We start from the raw sequence: 15,201 nt of genomic DNA on the forward strand, positions 1-15,201 counted from the left end.
GCCGCGTCGATCACCTCCTCGGCTCGGCGACGCGCGCGAGCAGCAGGCTGACGTTCTGTCCGCCGAACCCGAACGAGTTGGTGACCGCGTACTCCGGGTCGGCCTTGCGGGGCGCGTCACGGATGTGGTCCGCCGGGCAGGCCGGGTCCGGGTCGTCGAGGTGGTACGTCGGCGGCAGCAGCCCCCGACCGAGCGCCAGGGCGGTGGCCGCCGCCTCCAGCGCCCCGGAGGCGCCCAGCAGGTGGCCGGTGAGCGCCTTGGTGGAGCTGACCGGCACGCCGCCGACGCCGAACACGTCGGCGAGGGCGGTGGCCTCCGCGATGTCGCCGAGTTTGGTGCCGGTGCCGTGCGCGTTGACGTAACCGACCACCGCCGCCGGCACACCGGCGCTGCGCAGCGCCCGCCGCAGGCAGGCCGCCGCCCCGGCGCCGTCCGGGCGGGGCGCCGTCGGGTGGTACGCGTCGGTCGTCACCCCGTACCCGGCCACCTCGGCGTACGCGGCGACACCTCGCGCGGCGGCGTGTTCGGCGCGTTCCAGCACCAGCAGGGCCGCGCCCTCGGACAGCACGAAGCCGGTGCGGGAGGTGTCGAACGGCCGGCTCGCCCGGCCCGGGTCGGTGCCGGCGCGGGCCAGCGCCCGGGCGTTGCCGAAGGTGTCGGCGAAGGTCGGGAAGAGCGGCGCCTCGCTCGCCCCGCAGAGCACCACGTCGGCGTCCCCGGTCGCGATCAGCCGGACCGCGTCGGCGACCGCCTGCGCGCCGGAGGCGCAGGCCGTGCCGACCGACGAGCTGTAGCCCCGGATGCCGTGCGCGATGGCGATCCGCGCCGCCGGCATGTTCGGCAGGATGCCGGTGAGCAGGTACGGGCTGACCGCCGCCCGTCCCCGGGCGGCCCGCGCCAGCACCTGCGACTCCAGGGTGGCCAGTCCGCCGACACCGCCGACGATCACGGCGATCCGGTCGCTGTCGACGTCGCGGCCCACCTCGATGCCCGCGTCGGCGAGCGCGTCGGCGGCGGCGAGCAGGGCGAGCACCACGATGCGGTCGAGCACCCGGGTCTCCGGCCCGGACGCGACGGTCCGTGGGTCGACGGCCGGCAGCAGGCCGGCGACGTCCAGCGACGCCCGCGCCGGGTGGTCCTCGGGCGGGCGGGTCAGCCCGGACCGCCCGGTGGTCAACGCCTCGAAGGTCTCCTCCACACCCCGCCCGACCGGGGTGAACAGGCCCATCCCGGTGATCAGCGCGGTCACGAGGACACCTCGCTGAGGTGGCGCTCGCGCAGGACCACCTTGCGGACCTTGCCGGTCACGGTGACCGGGATGTCGTCGGGGCGTACCGGCACGACCCGGCGCAGCGTCGCGCCGACGTCCGGGCCGAGCGCGGCGCGGATCCGCTCGGTGCGGTCCTCGTTCTCGTCGGCGGCGGGAGCCACCTCCAGCAGCACGTCGGTGACCACCCCGCCGGGCCCGCCGACCATCACCACTGTGCAGTCGGTGACGTCCGGGCAGGCGGCGAGGATGCGCTCCTCGGACAGGGCGGTGTAGAAGCGCCGGCCGTCCCCGGCGTCGACAGCGTCCACCGCCCGGTCCACGTGGTAGTACCGACCGTCGGCGTCGACGCGGACCAGGTCCCCGGTGAGGTACCAGCCGCGTTGGCGGAACCGGTAGGTGGTGACCGAGTCGTTCCAGTAGCCGCGGAACAGCGACGGCGAGTCGATGCCCAGGAAACCCACAGCGCCGGTGGGTACCGGCTCGCCGTCGGCGTCGAGCACGGCGACCCGGGCGAACCGGTACGGGCGGCCGATGCAGCGGCCGTACCGGTCGGTGTCGGCGCGGTGGGTGATGTGGAACATCGAGTGCCCCATCTCGCTGGAACCCAGCCCGTCGATGAAGATCGAGCCGGGCACCGTGGCCACCCCGTCGCGGGTGACGGTGTCGTGCCAACCGACGGCGACCAGACGACGGATGTGCGGCTCGTGCGAGGCGTCACCGGTGTTGAACCACAGCCGCACCGAGTTGAGGTCGTACGCGGACAGGTCGAGGCGGGCCAGCTCCGCCCAGGTCACCGAGAACCCGAACACGCCGTCGGGCCGCCAGCGTTGGATGGCGTCGACGACCCGTTCGCCGCTCTGCTCGGACAGCAGCAGCATCTGCGCCCGGTTGCCCAACGCCTGGTTGACCATCAGCACGGTGGCGGTGTGCGGGGCGGGCAACGCGTTGAGGATCCGGCTGGTGCCCTGCGCCTGCGGCATGCCGAGCAGGTGCCGGGTGGCGGCGAACAGGCTGGCGTGCGAGTGCAACACCGACTTGGGAACCCCCGTCGTCCCGGAGGTGTGGGTGATCACGATCGGGTCGTCCGGATGGTGCCGGTGGTGCGCCGGGGCCGCCGCCGGGTCGCCCGTGCCCGCCCGCGCGGGCGTGCCCAGCAGTGGTACGCCCAGGTCATGCCCGGCCAGCGACGCGGCGTGCGCGTCGTCGGCGAGCACACCCACACCCCGCAGGCGGCGGATGTACTCGGCGGCGATCTCCGGCCGCAGGGCACCGTTCATCAGCGCCGGGATCGCCCCGAGCCGGGTCAGCGCCAGGTAGCTGAGCACCATGTCGGCGGCGGCCGAGGACCAGACGGCGACCGGGTCGCGCGGGCGTACCCCGCGTCCGTGCAGCCAGGCGGCGCGGGCGGCGACCCGCTCGTCGAGCTGTCCGAGGGTGAGGGGCGTCTCGGCGGGGTGGCCGTCGACGGCGGTGTCGAAGGTCAGGCCGGGCCCGTCCGGGTCGGCGCCGTGCGCCAGCACCCGGGCCAGGACGTTGCCCGCGCCCACCTCGGTGTCGGCGGCCAGCGTGCCGCGTAGTCCCGGTGTCCTCATTGTCGTGCTCCTCCCCCCAGCAGCACCGCGACCGCCGCGCAGGACGCGTCGGGTGCCTGTTCGATCAGGATCAGCAACACCTCGTCGGCGTCGCCGTCGTGGCGCAGCAGGTCCGCCTCGGCCAGACCGTCGGCGTACGGGTCACCGGTCGGGCTGAGGCAGACCACCGGGCCGAGAAGACCCCAACGGGCCGCGACGTGTCCGGCGACGCTGTTGGGCACGGACTGGAAGAAGAACAGCGGGCCGACCCGCCCGCCGGCCGCGACGCTCGCCCGTACGTGTTCGGCGCTGGCGAGGTCGCCGCTGGCGCTGACCAGCACGACCGCCGTCCGCACCCCCGCCGGCACGCCGCCGGACCCGTACCCGCGCCGCAGGCACCGCTCGGCGACGGCCACCACGACCGGCGCGAAGTCCGAGTGCACGAACCCCGGCACCCCCGCCGCCCGCCCGTCCCCGCGTTCAGGCCAACAAGCCCGCGCCCTCTCCCCCGCCCCGTCCCCCGCCCTGTCCCCCGGCGATCTTGCACTTTCGGTCGCCGTTTCGCGGGCTTTGTCGAGTTCGTCGGGACAGGAAGTGCAAGATCGCGGGGAGGGGTGGGGGGTGGGGTGGGGGGTGGGGTGCGGGGTGGGGTGGGGGGTGGGGGTTGGGGTCATGGGGCGCCCACCAGGAGGGCGGTGTTGGCACCGCCGAAGGCGGCGTTCAGGGTCAGGGCGTTGCGCGTCGTTGTTCGTCGAGGACCGTCGAGGATGACGTTCAGCGGGCACGCCTCGTCGGGGCCGAGCCAGCCGGTGTTGACCGGCAGCGTGCCGTCGCGCAGCGCCAGCGCGGTGACCACCAGTTCGAGCAGGCCGGACGCCTCCAACGCGTGCCCGTGCAGCGCCTTCGTGGAGCTGATCGGAACCCGCACGCCGTACCCGCCGAGGGCCCGGCGCAGCGCGGCGGCCTCGGCGGCGTCGCTCTGCGCGGTGCCGGTGGCGTTGGCGTTGACGTACCCGACGGCCTCCGGCGACACCCCGGCCCGACGCAGCGCGCCCCCGACAGCGCGGGCCAGCCCGGTGCCCGCCGGGTCCGGCTGGCAGGGGTGGAACGCGTCGCCGGCCCGCCCCCAACCGGCCACCGTGGCCACCGCGTCGGCACCGGTTGGCGGGCGCTCGTCGCGCGACTCGAGCACCACGGCGGCGACGCCGTCGCCGAGCAGCAGCCCACGGCGGCCGACGCTGAACGGGCGGACCACCCCGTCGACGGCGAGGGCGCGGCCGGCGTCGAAGAGCGCGAACTGGTCCGGTTCCACCAGGTAGCCGGCGGCGACCACGACCCGGTCGACGCTGCCCCGGCTGATCAGGGCGGCGGCGTCGGCCACCGCCGTGCTCGCCGACACGCAGGCGCTGGTGTAGACCCGGGTGTGCCCGGAGAGCCCGCACCGGGCGGCGAGCCGGCCGGCGAGAGCGGCCGGGCCGCCGCCGGGAGCCGGGCCGCCGTGCACGGCGAGCAGCAGGGCGCATCCGGTACGCCGGGCGCGGTCCAGGCCGGCCGCCGCGCAGGCCTCCACGATCGCGTCGGTCAGCTCGTCGGCGAGCGTCCCGACGTCGGGCAGGGTGGCCGCCACGGTGCTCCGGCGGCCGGTGGTGTCGAACCGGCGGACCGGGCCGAACGCCGGCACACCGGCCAGCACACCGGCGAGCTGCGCCGACGCGCCGCGACCGAGGGCGCTGACCGCGTGGACACCGGTGAGCTGGACGACCCGGGCGTCAACCATCCGCGCGGGCGGTCAGTGACGCCCGGAACACCCCCAGGGCGTCGTCGACGGTACGGATGCGCGCCAGCTCGTCGTCGGTGAGGTCGAGCTGGTGCTGGTAGCGCTGTTCGACGAGATGCACCAGCCAGGCCAGTTCCATCGAGCCGATCCGGTCGGGCACCTCGGCGGTCGGTTTCGCGGTGAGTTCGGCGAGCATGGCCAGCAGGTCCGCTCGCCCCAGTTCGGGCGGAGCGCCCATCAGGACCGGTCGCTCGTCGCCTCGGCGACCCGGTTGGCGACCATCGTCGTGAACTCGCCGACCGTCATCAGCGCCAGTTGCTCCGACTCGTCGTCGGCGAACGTCAGGCCGTAGCGGTCCTCGACCCGGACCGACAGGTCGGCCAGGGCCAGTGACTCCAGGTCGACGCCGGACGGGCCGAGCGTGGTGTCGTCGTCGATCCCCTCGACGTCGTAGTTCATGTCGGCGAGCTGCTCGACGACGAAGGCGCGGACCTCGGCTCTCATGGATACCCTCTCTGGGTGGGCCAGCTGACGGTGCCCGGTCGGGACACCGCCTACGTGTGGGTCGGTCGGGACACCGGCGGTCAGCCGGACCCTGCCGTTGTTCTGCTGCGGCGGGCGGGCGCCCTGCTGCTCGGGTGCGCCGAGGCCGAGCTGACGCTCGGCCACGACGGCGTGGGGCGACCGTGCGTCCGCGTCCACGAGAGGGTGGCGGCCCTGTCCGTCAGCGTCAGCCGTACCGCCGGGTGGGTGGTCGTGGCCGCGCGCCGGACCGGCGAGGTCGGTGTGGACGTGGAGCTGGTCCGCGACCTGCCCGCGCTGGCGTTGGCCCGCCGCTGGTTCCCGCCCGCTGAGAGCGCCTGGCTGGCCGAGCGGTCCGAGGCGGACCGGGGCGTCGACTTCCTGCGACTGTGGACGGCGAAGGAGGCGGTCGGCAAGGCCCTCGGGCTGGGGCTGCGCGGCGGTGGGCTGCTCCGGGAGATGCCGCCGCCGGGGATGCCGCCGCGCCGGGTGCCCGGCGTCGAGCGCCTCTGGGTCGGCCATCCCGAGCTGGGCGCGGGGCTCGTCCTGGCCGTCGCGGCGCGGGCCGGCGGGCCGGTCGACGTCGAGGTGGCGCAACGGCCCGGTCACGACGTGACCGCCGAGCGCAGCGCGTCGGTCGAACGGACCAGTTTGCCGGTGGTGGTGCGCGGCAACCGGTCGAGCAGGTGCAGCACCCGGGGGCGTTTGTAGCCGGCCAGCCGTTGGGCGAGCAGCGCGTCCACCGTCTGCTCGGACAGCGGGCCGTCCGGCTGGATGTACGCGGTGATGCCGTCGTCCCACACCACCACCGCGCCGGCCACCCCGGGCAGCTCGGCGACGGTGGTCTCCACCTCGGTCAGGTCGACCTTCATCCCGCCCACCGAGACCTGGGAGTCGAGCCGGCCGCGTACGGTGACCAGGCCGGTGTCCGCATCGACGGTGCCGGCGTCGCGGGTGTGCAGCCAGCCGTCCGCCCACCGCGTCGGGTCGCTCAGGCCGACGTACGGCGACGCCGGGCAGGACACATGTAGCTCACCGCCGGACTCGCGGACCTCGATGCCGGGCGCCGGGGCGATCGACGGCCGGTGCGTCCCGTGCAGGTCGGTGCCGATCACCCCGACCTCGGTCATCCCGTACATGTTGCCCAGCGGCACCCCGTACCGGTCGGTGAACGCCCGGGCGACGGCGGCCGGCACCAGCTCGCCACCGGTGGTCATCCGGCGTAGCTGGGGCAGCGGCCCGGCCGGCCGGGTGGAGGCCAGCAGTCCGATGTGGAACGGGACGCCCAGCACGGTGGCCGGCGTCGTGTCGGCGGCGATCGCGGCCAGCACGGCGTCGCCGCTGAGCCGCTGTGGTGGGACCAGCTCGACCCCGGCGTGCAGGCCGTAGAGCAGGCCGCCGACCAGACCGAGGACGTGCACCATCGAGGGCAGCAGGATGATCCGCTCACCGGGCAGCGCCACCCCGTCGATCAGCGTGTAGCGGCGCACCTCGGCGACCAGGTCGGCGGCCGTGCGGCCGATCACCTTGGACGGGCCGGTGGAGCCGGAGCTGAGCTGGATCACGGCGTGGCCGCTGACGGCCGGACGGTCGGCGTACGGGGTGACCGTCTCGGTGACGTCGACGAAGACCTTCAACGCCCCGCCGCCGGCGTGCACCGGCGCGACCACCACCTGCGGGGTCAACCGGCGCAGCGCCCGGTCCACCTCGTGGTCGGTCAACCGGTGGTCGAGCAGGATCGCCTGCCCCCCGGCCCGCCAGGTGGCCAGCAGGTTCACCACGTACGCCAGCGACGGCGGCAACCGCAGCGCGGCGGCGCCACCGGGGCGCAGTCCGGCGGCGGTGAGCCGGTCCTGCGCGGCGGTGACCAGCCGGTGCAGCGTGGCCCTGTCGACCGGCTCGGGCAGACGGAGACACACGTCGGTCGGACGGCCCGCGAACAGGACTTCGTCCACCCAGACCGGGTCATCTACCGTAAAATTTTCGGCGAAATGCTTCATTGCCCCCACCGTTCGACGCGCAGCGCAAAGTAGGGCATAAGAGCCAATTCCTGGCATCTTTCGAGGTGCTGCCGGAACCCTACGACAGCCTCGCTCGGCATCGCTAGATGCAAATGGCTAGATCGAATTGAGCGCCCGGACCGATTGCCACATACCGCCGCTGACCGCTCGTTCCCACCTGCCGGCCATGATCGACTCGGCTACCTGGAAGCCGGGCTGTCCCCCGCGATGAGACACCGCGGTTTCCGGGAATCCGAGTCGATCAGGCACGGGAGAGGCCGATGAGGTCGGCCAGCCGAGCCACGCCCGCAGCCGCCGGGCCGCGATGGGCGATCTTGGCGATCAGGGTACGGGCGGCAGGGCGAAGACGGATCTCGCCGGGTGCGATGACGTGGGCGTCGGCCAACGCGCGCCCCGCTCCGGTGACGTCGCCGCTGTCGAGGTGGGCGCACGCAGCATCGACGAGGTGAGCCGCGCGGTGTTCGGCGCGGGCAGCCGGGGCCAGTCGTCGGCGCGGCCCGCCCCCAGTTGCCCAGCCGATCGCGGCGACTGAGGGGCTCCGAGAAAGGATCTGCCCCGAAGCCTCACATATCCCTGGCCTGCGTCGTCATAGTGGTGAGGGCGGCGACCGGTGGCCCCGGAACGGAGTGGGAAGTGAAGGTTTTCATCGCTGGTGGGCGCGGCCGCGTCGGCTCCCCCCTTGCTGACAAGTTGGAGGCCAGGGGCATCGAGGTGGCGTCGGGAGGACTTGATGACGGGATCGACGCGCTCTCTGGCGAAGGACTCGCCGAGGCCCTCGTCGGAGTCGACACCATCGTGAACGTCCTGAACACCCCCCGTTTTGACGCGGCGGGGGCGATTTCGTTCTTCGAGGAATCGACCACCAATCTGAACGCGGAGGGCGAGCGGGCAGGTGTGCGTCGTCACGTCCTGCTCTCCATCGTCGGCGTCGGACAGGGAGACGCGTCCGACATCGGGTACTACCTCGGCAAGGTGGCGCAGGAGAGGGCCGCACGATCCGGTTCGATCCCCGCAACCATCATCCGAGCCACTCAGTTCCAGAGCTACATTCCCATCCTCATCGACCAGCACACCGTGGACGGCAAGGTCCTCGCTCCCCGGTCGTTCATCCAGCCCGTCGAGTTGGATGAGGTCATCGAACTGCTCACCGAGGCTGCCACGACATTGGAGCCGGGAAGCGAGATCGAGATCGCTGGACCCGACCGCTTCTACCACGATGACCTCTTCCGTGCCACGCTGGCCGATCGCGGAGACGACCGCGAGGTGGTGACCGTGGACGCGCAAGGGGCACCTGATGCCATGGTTCCACGTGGCGCCCACCGGGTAGGCACTGTTCGGTACCCCGTTCCAGGAATCCCCCTCGCCTGAAACCAGCATAGGAGGACGATGGAACGGTCGACTGCCAGACGACAGTGGCGGGATGCCGCGCTTGGTTCGGAAAGGGCGCCCAATGTCGGAAGATTTTCCTGTCGAATCCGCAGGGTGCGGAGGAGCCGAGCATGACGAATCGCGGAATCTCGATTCCGTCGCGGCCGAACGACGTCGTTTGATGTCGCTGGCCTTTCGCATGATGGGCACCCTGGCCGACGCTGAAGATGTGGTGCAAGAAACGTATGTCAGATGGTACCGCCTTGAGGCCGAGGAACGCGAAGCGATTGCCACGCCCGCTGCGTGGTTGATGCGAGTTGCTAGCCGCATCTCACTCGACATGCTGGGCTCCGCGCGGGCACGACGGGAGACGTACGTCGGACAATGGCTACCGGAGCCAGTCCCATCTGACCTCTTCGCGGACGCAGCGAAGGAGCCAGCGGGTTCCAGTAATATCACCGCCGATCCGTTCGATCGCGTTTCCCTCGACGACACGGTCAGCATGGCTTTGTTGACGGTCCTCGAGTCTATGACCCCAGCGGAGCGAGTAACGTTCGTACTGCATGACGTATTCGGCGTGCCGTTCGCTGAGATTGCCGGCGTGGTAGGCCGTTCACCAGGAGCCGTAAGGCAATTGGCGACGTCCGCACGTCGGCACGTTCGAGGAGGAAGGCGAGCACAAGTTCATCCTCAACAGCATGACGAAGTTGTTCGGGCATTCCGCGACGCAACGACGGGAGGGAATATTGAGGACCTGTTGCGCGTATTGGCCCCAGATGTCGAACTGCGCGTAGATGGCGGCGGATTCGTCAATGCCGCACCGCAGGTTATCCGTGGTTCGGATCATGTAGCGCGATGGTTCATGGGAGTGATGCGCAAGCAACCCGCTCTCCGTTTTGAGCGACGAGACACGGCTGACGGTCTCGGATACATAATCAGGAACGGGGAACGTCGATATGGAATGGCCACCTTTGACGTCAGTGCTGAATGTGTCACGAACGTGTGGCTGATGCTCAATCCGCTGAAGCTGACGAGTTGGTCACTGGACTAGGAGCTCCTGACTCTTTCAGCGGTGGAATCGACGCCAACAGCGCTCCCGATGGTCATGACAGTCTCGGGGGTCTGGGCGTGGATGTGGAAGCGCAGGGAGCGGGCGTCGGTGAAGCACTCCCGCATCGGGCGTACCAGGTCCCGGTGCTCCGGGCTGCGCTCCCACGCCTCGAAGTCGGCCAGGCTGGCCCACTCACTGGTGATCAGCCACTGCTCCGGGTCCGTCGACGACCGGCACACCTGGTCGACCAGGTGCCCCGGCACACCCTCGGCGACCAGGTGCCGCACCTGCTCGTACGCGGCGAGGAACGCCTCGGTACGTGGCGCCGGCACCCGTACCAGGAACACCACCCGGGCCCGCTGCTCACTCATCACGGCTCTCCTCTCGTCGGCGCGGCCCCCCGCAGGACCAGCGCGCTGTTGAACCCGTCGAAGCCCCGCGCGCAGACCAACGCGAGGCGGCCGCGGGGTCGCCGGTGCTCGCGCAGGAAGTCCAACTCGCACCCCGGAGCCACCTCGTCCGGCCCGGCCGACGCGGGCAGCGTGTCGTGCGCGAAGGCGAGCAGCGCGGTGGCCGCGTCCAGCGCCGAACCACCCTGGTACGCCCGGCCGGTCAACGGCTTCTGCGTGGTCACCGGGGGCGGCCGGTCCGCGAAGACGGCACGCAGCGCCTCGGCCTCGCTGCGGTCGTAGCGGGGCACCCCGAGCGCATCGGGCAGCACCACGTCGATCCCGTCGGCGGTGACCCCGGCCCGGTCCAGGGCCAGTCGCATCGCCCGCGCGTACTGGCCGGGGTCGCCGGCGCCGTCCGTCGTGGTGTGCGCGGCGTCGTGGGTGGACCCCCAGCCACTCACCTCGCCGTAGATCCGGGCGCCCCGGGCCAGGGCGTGCCCCCGCTCCTCCACCACGAACACCGCTCCCCCCTCGGCCGGCAGATAGCCGCTGGCGGTGGCGTCGAACGGCCGGTACGCCCGCTCCGGGTCGGCCACGTCGCTGAGCAGCCCCGAGCGCAACTGGCAGGCCAGCGCGTACGGGCTCAGCGGGCACTCGGTCGCCCCGGCGATCACCACGGGGGTGCCCCGGCGTACCGCGCGGGCCGCGTGCGCCAGGCTGTCCAACCCGCCGGCCGACTCGGCGACCAGCACCCCGCTCGGACCCTTGAACTGGTGGTGGATGGAGAGCTGCCCGACGCTGGCCGCGTAGAACCAGGCGATCGACTGGTACGCCCCGACCGTCCGCGACGGCCCACCCCAGAGCCGTTGCAGCTCCCGCTGACCGAACAGGTTGCCCCCGGACGAGCTGGCCAGGGTCACCGCGTAGCCGTACGGGTCGGGGGCCCGCTCGGGCAGGCCGGCGTCGGCCAGCGCCAGCCGGGTCGCGGCGAAACCGAGGTGCGTCCACCTGTCGGTCTGCACCAGCTGCCGACTGTCGGCGTAGGAGTCGGCGGCGAAGCCGGGTACCTCCCCGCCGAAGCGGGTCGGGTAACCGGACGGGTCGAACAGCGTGATCGGCCCGGTCCGGCGGGTGCCGGCCAGCACCGTACGCCAGTGCGCGTCCGCGCCGACACCGCTGGGCGCGACCACCCCGATGCCGGTCACCACCGCACGGGCCACCCCCGCGCTCACGCCGGCACTCCGCTTCGCTCCGCGCCGGCGCGAGACGCCACGCTGCTGTGCCCGAAAGTTCGCTCGCTACGCTCGCTCACGCCGCCACCGGCCCGGACATCCGCCGGAACACCATCGCCGACTGGAAACCGCCGAATCCGCTGCCCACCGACAGGGCCACGTCCACCGGGACCTCACGCGCCTCGTTCGGCACGTAGTCCAGGTCGCACTCCGGGTCCCGGGTACTCCAGTTCGCCGTCGGCGGCACCACACCGAACTCGATGGCGAGCGCGCAGGCGGCCATCTCGATCGACCCGATCGCACCGAGCGAGTGCCCGACCATCGACTTGATCGAGCTGATCGGCACCCGGTACGCGGCCTGGCCGAGCGCCCGTTTGAACGCCGCCGTCTCGTGCCTGTCGTTCTGCCGGGTGCCCGAGCCGTGCGCGCTGATGTAGGAAACCTGCTCGGGCATGATCCGGCCCTGCGTGAGGGCGTCGGTGACGGCCAGACTCATCTCCAGCCCGTCTGGGCGCAGCCCGGTCATGTGGTAGCCGTTGCTCCGGCTGGCGTAGCCGGCCACCTCGCAGTAGATGTGCGCCCCCCGGCGCAGGGCGTGCCCGGCCTCCTCCAGCACGAGCACCGCGGCGCCCTCGGCCAGCACGAACCCGTGCCGGTCGGCGTCGAAGGGGCGGGAGGCGTGCGCCGGGTCGTCGTTGTCCGGGCTGGTCGCCTTGATCGCGTCGAACGAGGCCACGGTGACCGGTGAGATCGGCGAGTCGGACGCGCCGGCCAGCATCACGTCCGCCTCACCGTCCACGATGAGCTGGTGGGCGTACCCGATCGCGTCGATGCCGGAGGTGCAGCCGGTGGACACCACCTGCGCCGGGCCGTGCAGACCGTGCCGGCAGGCCACGTCGGCGGCCAGGCTGCTGGGCACCAACGCCTGGTAGAGGTACGGGCCGCCGCGCTCCGCGTCGACCAGCCAGCGCCGGCCGTGCTCGCTGACCGTGACGTACTCCTGCTCCAGCGCCATCGTGCCGCCCACGGCGGTGCCCAGCACCACCCCGGCCCGGTCCCGCTGCGCGTCGGTGAGCGCCAACTGGGCGTCGGCGACCGCCTCCGCGGAGCAGGCCAGCGCGAACTGCACGTACCGGTCGGCCCGGCGTCGTTCGGCAGCGGTGAGCCCGGCGGCGACCGGGTCGAAGTCGCACTCGGCGGCGATCTGCGAGCGGAACGCCGACGGGTCGAAGAAGCTGATCCGCCGGGTGGCGGTCCGCCCCTCGGTGATGGTCTTCCAGAAGCGGTCCCGGCTGGCGCCGCCCGGGGCGACCACTCCCACCCCGGTCACCACCGTGCGGCGCCCGGTCATGGTGTCACCTCTGTTCGCGACTGCGGGGCTCGCAAACCCGGCTCACTCCTCGCGCTCACGGTGTTCCCCGCTGTTCGACAAGCTCGGTGTCGACGTGCCCCAGCTCGGGCCGGGGGGCCAGCGGGCCCAGGTGGAAGACCACCTCGGCCGGTTCGACGCCGGTGTTGCGCAGGCGGTGCCGCACGTTCACCGGCACGAACAGGGCCTCGCCGGCGGCCAGTGCGGTCGGCTGGTCGTCCAGGTCGACGGTGATCGCGCCCCGCACCACGTACAGGAACTCCTCGCTGTACGGGTGGTAGTGCTCGGCGATCCGCTCCCCCGGAGCGAGCGCGGCGACCCCGAGGAAGCCGGAGGTGCTGCCGACGGTGCGGGGGCCGAGCAGCACCCGCAGCTCACCGCCGCGTCGCCGGTCGGCGGGTACGTCCCCGGCGGCGATCGGCCGCGTGCTCAGGTCACTCATCGCCGGCCTCCCGCGACCCGTCGCCGGTCGCCGCGGCGCCCTGGTCGGCGCGCTGCCAGGCGATCCGCTCCACCCGGTCCTTGATCACCGCGAGTTGGATCACGCTGTTGGTGTTGATCCGCTCGGTCATCCCGGCGTTGTCGACGGGCGCGGTCGGCTTCATCGCGAAGTCCTGCGTCCAGGTCATCCGGGTGCCGCCGGCCTCCTCGGTGTAGCGCCAGTGGATGCGCATGTACTCGAACGGGCCGGTCTCCACCCGGTGTGCCCGCACCTGCCGGCTCACCGGGTCGGCGGTGCGTTCGCTCACCCAGCTCCAGCTCACCCCGTTCTCGTCCGGGTACATGGTCAGCCGGAACCGGACCGTGTGCCCCTCGCGGTGCAGGATCTCCACCACGGCGTACTCGGTGAACAGCTCGGTCCAGTTCGCCACGTCGTTGGTGACGTCCCAGACCAGCCCCAGGGGCGCGTCGATGAGCACGCTGTTCTCGGTGTGCCCGGGAGGGTCGGCGCGGCGGGCGACCAGGTCGGCCACCGCCGGGATGCTCAACTGCCCGGCCTGCTCGGGGATGCTCACCTGCCACCGGTCGGCGACGACGGCGGAGAGTTCCAGCAGCGCGAGCGAGTCCATACCCAGCTCCTCAAGTGACGCGGCGGGCGCCCGCGCCGCGGCGTCGGCGTCCAGCCCGCAGTGCGCCACCAGGATGTCGGTGATCTCGGCGGTCATCGGGCGACCATCGGTGACGGTCATCGGCTCCTCCTCGGGGTTGCGTCGGGCGCCGCGCCGGCCGCGGCGCGCGGTGTGGGGGTGGCCGCCGGCCGCGGCGCGGGAGCGGCGAGCAGGCGGTCGACCAGGCCGGTGGTGTAGCGGCCCTTGCGGAACGCGGCGTCGTCGAGCACCCGCCGGACGAACGGGATGGTGGTGTGCACCCCCGGGCCGGAGATGTCGAACTCGTCCAGGGCGCGTTCCAGCCGGTTGAGCGCCAACTCCCGGTCCGGGGCCCAGACGACGACCTTGGCCAGCAGCGAGTCGTACCAGGGGCCGACCAGGTAGCCGGCGCTGGCGTGGGTGTCCACCCTGGTGAACGGACCGCCCGGCGGGGTGAAGCGCTCCAGCCGGCCGGGGGTGGGTGCGAAGCCGCGCGCCGGGTCCTCGGTGTTGACCCGGCACTCCACGGCGACCCCGCGCAGGTGGATCTCCTCCTGTCGCAGGCGCAGCGGCACCCCCGCCGCGATGTGCAGCTGCTCGTGCACCAGGTCGATCCCGGTGACCATCTCGGTGACCGGATGCTCCACCTGGATCCGGCAGTTGATCTCCAGGAAGTGGACGTTCTCCTCGGCGTCGACCAGGAACTCCAACGTGCCGGCGCCGACGAAACCGACAGCGAGCGCGCCCCGCAGCGCGGTGTCCGCGATGGTGTCGAGAACGGCGGCGGGCAGCGCCGGCGCGGGCGCCTCCTCGATGAGCTTCTGGTGGCGGCGCTGCACCGAGCAGTCCCGGGTGCCCAGGTGCACCCCGTTGCCGTGGGCGTCGCAGAGCACCTGCACCTCGACGTGCCGCGCCTCGGTGAGGTACCGCTCGACGTACACCCGGTCGTCGCCGAAGGCGGCCTGGGCGGCGGCCCGGGTCCGGGTGTACGCCCGGCGCAGCTCACCCGGCGTGCGCACCACAGTCATCCCCCGGCCGCCACCCCCGGCGGCGGCCTTCACGATCACCGGGTAGCCGACCGTCTCGGCGATCTCGGCCGCCGCCGCGGCGGTCGGCACCGGGGCGACACTGCCCGGCGACAGCGGCAGACCGGCGCGGCTCATCAGTGCCCGCGCTGAGGACTTGTCGGCCAACGCCGCCATCACCGCCGGCGGCGGCCCGATGAACGTCAGCCCGTTGTCGGCGCAGATCTCGGCGAAGTCGGCGTCCTCGGAGAGGAAGCCGTAGCCGGGGTGCACCGCCTGCGCCCCGACCTGCCGCGCCGCCTCCACGATCGCGGCGGCGTTGAGGTAGCTGCGCCGACTCGACGCCGGCCCGATCCGGACGGCCTGGTCGGCGCGGCGGACCACCGCCGAGTCGGCGTCGGCGGCGGAGTAGACCACCGCCGTCCGGACGCCCAGTTCCTTGCAGGCGCGTAGCACCCGCAGCGCGATCTCACCCCGGTTGGCGATCAGCACCGTCTCGAACACGCTTCACCACC

General features: G+C 72.6%; 16 protein-coding genes and 1 pseudogene. 4 read left to right on the forward strand and 13 right to left on the reverse strand.

Features of this window, described 5'->3' with window-relative positions:
- Positions 1–10 precede the first annotated feature (10 nt).
- From O7634_RS26220 to O7634_RS26245, 6 genes are all read right to left on the reverse strand, one after another.
- Positions 11–1,249 (reverse strand): beta-ketoacyl-[acyl-carrier-protein] synthase family protein, encoded by a 1,239-nt coding sequence (locus O7634_RS26220; RefSeq protein ID WP_278152785.1) that lies wholly within the window; start codon positions 1,247–1,249, stop codon positions 11–13.
- Positions 1,246–2,862 carry a class I adenylate-forming enzyme family protein gene (locus O7634_RS26225; RefSeq protein ID WP_278152786.1) on the reverse strand — a complete coding sequence of 539 codons (1,617 nt, stop codon included), beginning with the start codon at positions 2,860–2,862 and terminating at the stop codon, positions 1,246–1,248. Before O7634_RS26225 ends, O7634_RS26220 begins: the two co-directional genes overlap by 4 nt.
- The gene (locus O7634_RS26230; RefSeq protein ID WP_347404284.1) at positions 2,859–3,296 is read right to left on the reverse strand and encodes a beta-ketoacyl synthase chain length factor; all 438 of its coding nucleotides are present in this window, start codon (positions 3,294–3,296) and stop codon (positions 2,859–2,861) included. The genes O7634_RS26225 and O7634_RS26230 overlap by 4 nt, the downstream gene beginning before the upstream one ends.
- Before the next feature lie 215 nt (positions 3,297–3,511).
- Positions 3,512–4,618, reverse strand: a complete 1,107-nt coding sequence (locus tag O7634_RS26235; RefSeq protein ID WP_278152788.1) for a beta-ketoacyl synthase N-terminal-like domain-containing protein — start codon at positions 4,616–4,618, stop codon at positions 3,512–3,514.
- Positions 4,611–4,856 (reverse strand): acyl carrier protein, encoded by a 246-nt coding sequence (locus tag O7634_RS26240; RefSeq protein WP_278152789.1) that lies wholly within the window; start codon positions 4,854–4,856, stop codon positions 4,611–4,613. Before O7634_RS26240 ends, O7634_RS26235 begins: the two co-directional genes overlap by 8 nt.
- On the reverse strand, positions 4,856–5,122 hold the full coding sequence (locus O7634_RS26245; RefSeq protein WP_278152790.1) for an acyl carrier protein: 267 nt from the start codon (positions 5,120–5,122) through the stop codon (positions 4,856–4,858). The genes O7634_RS26240 and O7634_RS26245 overlap by 1 nt, the downstream gene beginning before the upstream one ends.
- Before the next feature lie 30 nt (positions 5,123–5,152).
- On the opposite strand from O7634_RS26245, the gene O7634_RS26250 reads away from it, so the two are divergent.
- Positions 5,153–5,851 (forward strand): 4'-phosphopantetheinyl transferase superfamily protein, encoded by a 699-nt coding sequence (locus O7634_RS26250; protein WP_347404316.1) that lies wholly within the window; start codon positions 5,153–5,155, stop codon positions 5,849–5,851.
- Here O7634_RS26250 and O7634_RS26255 read toward each other — a convergent pair.
- Complete coding sequence (locus O7634_RS26255; protein ID WP_278152792.1) at positions 5,746–7,140, reverse strand: class I adenylate-forming enzyme family protein; 1,395 nt, start codon at positions 7,138–7,140, stop codon at positions 5,746–5,748. The two genes, O7634_RS26250 and O7634_RS26255, sit on opposite strands and share 106 nt — an antisense overlap.
- Positions 7,141–7,531: 391 nt before the next feature.
- Here O7634_RS26255 and O7634_RS26260 point away from each other — a divergent pair, with 391 nt between their 5' ends.
- From O7634_RS26260 to sigJ, 3 genes are all read left to right on the forward strand, one after another.
- Entirely contained in the window at positions 7,532–7,693 is a 162-nt protein-coding gene (locus O7634_RS26260; RefSeq protein ID WP_278152793.1) for a hypothetical protein, read from the forward strand.
- Positions 7,694–7,794: 101 nt separating this feature from the next.
- On the forward strand, positions 7,795–8,529 hold the full coding sequence (locus O7634_RS26265) for a hypothetical protein (RefSeq protein ID WP_278152794.1): 735 nt from the start codon (positions 7,795–7,797) through the stop codon (positions 8,527–8,529).
- 82 nt (positions 8,530–8,611) lie between these two features.
- Positions 8,612–9,580 (forward strand): RNA polymerase sigma factor SigJ, encoded by a 969-nt coding sequence (sigJ, locus tag O7634_RS26270; protein ID WP_278152795.1) that lies wholly within the window; start codon positions 8,612–8,614, stop codon positions 9,578–9,580.
- A gap of 65 nt (positions 9,581–9,645) precedes the next feature.
- Here the strand turns inward: sigJ and O7634_RS26275 are convergent.
- From O7634_RS26275 to O7634_RS26300, 6 genes and pseudogenes are all read right to left on the reverse strand, one after another.
- A pseudogene (locus O7634_RS26275) lies at positions 9,646–9,951 on the reverse strand (antibiotic biosynthesis monooxygenase family protein); the annotation flags it as partial.
- Positions 9,951–11,204: a beta-ketoacyl synthase N-terminal-like domain-containing protein gene (locus O7634_RS26280; RefSeq protein ID WP_278152796.1), complete on the reverse strand. Its 1,254-nt coding sequence runs from the start codon at positions 11,202–11,204 to the stop codon at positions 9,951–9,953. The gene O7634_RS26280 and the pseudogene O7634_RS26275, both read right to left, overlap by 1 nt.
- Positions 11,205–11,280: 76 nt before the next feature.
- Positions 11,281–12,555, reverse strand: coding sequence for a beta-ketoacyl-[acyl-carrier-protein] synthase family protein (locus O7634_RS26285; RefSeq protein ID WP_278152797.1), 1,275 nt, complete (start codon positions 12,553–12,555; stop codon positions 11,281–11,283).
- A gap of 55 nt (positions 12,556–12,610) precedes the next feature.
- Positions 12,611–13,015, reverse strand: coding sequence for a cupin domain-containing protein (locus O7634_RS26290; protein ID WP_278152798.1), 405 nt, complete (start codon positions 13,013–13,015; stop codon positions 12,611–12,613).
- A complete protein-coding gene (locus O7634_RS26295) occupies positions 13,008–13,763 on the reverse strand; it encodes an SRPBCC family protein (protein WP_278152799.1) in 756 nt (251 codons plus the stop codon). The genes O7634_RS26290 and O7634_RS26295 overlap by 8 nt, the downstream gene beginning before the upstream one ends.
- The gene (locus O7634_RS26300) at positions 13,760–15,190 is read right to left on the reverse strand and encodes an acetyl-CoA carboxylase biotin carboxylase subunit (RefSeq protein WP_278152800.1); all 1,431 of its coding nucleotides are present in this window, start codon (positions 15,188–15,190) and stop codon (positions 13,760–13,762) included. The genes O7634_RS26295 and O7634_RS26300 overlap by 4 nt, the downstream gene beginning before the upstream one ends.
- Between the last annotated feature and the right edge of the window lie 11 nt (positions 15,191–15,201).

The sequence above is a fragment of the Micromonospora sp. WMMD1120 genome (genome assembly GCF_029626235.1).
Classification (GTDB): Bacteria; Actinomycetota; Actinomycetes; order Mycobacteriales; family Micromonosporaceae; genus Micromonospora.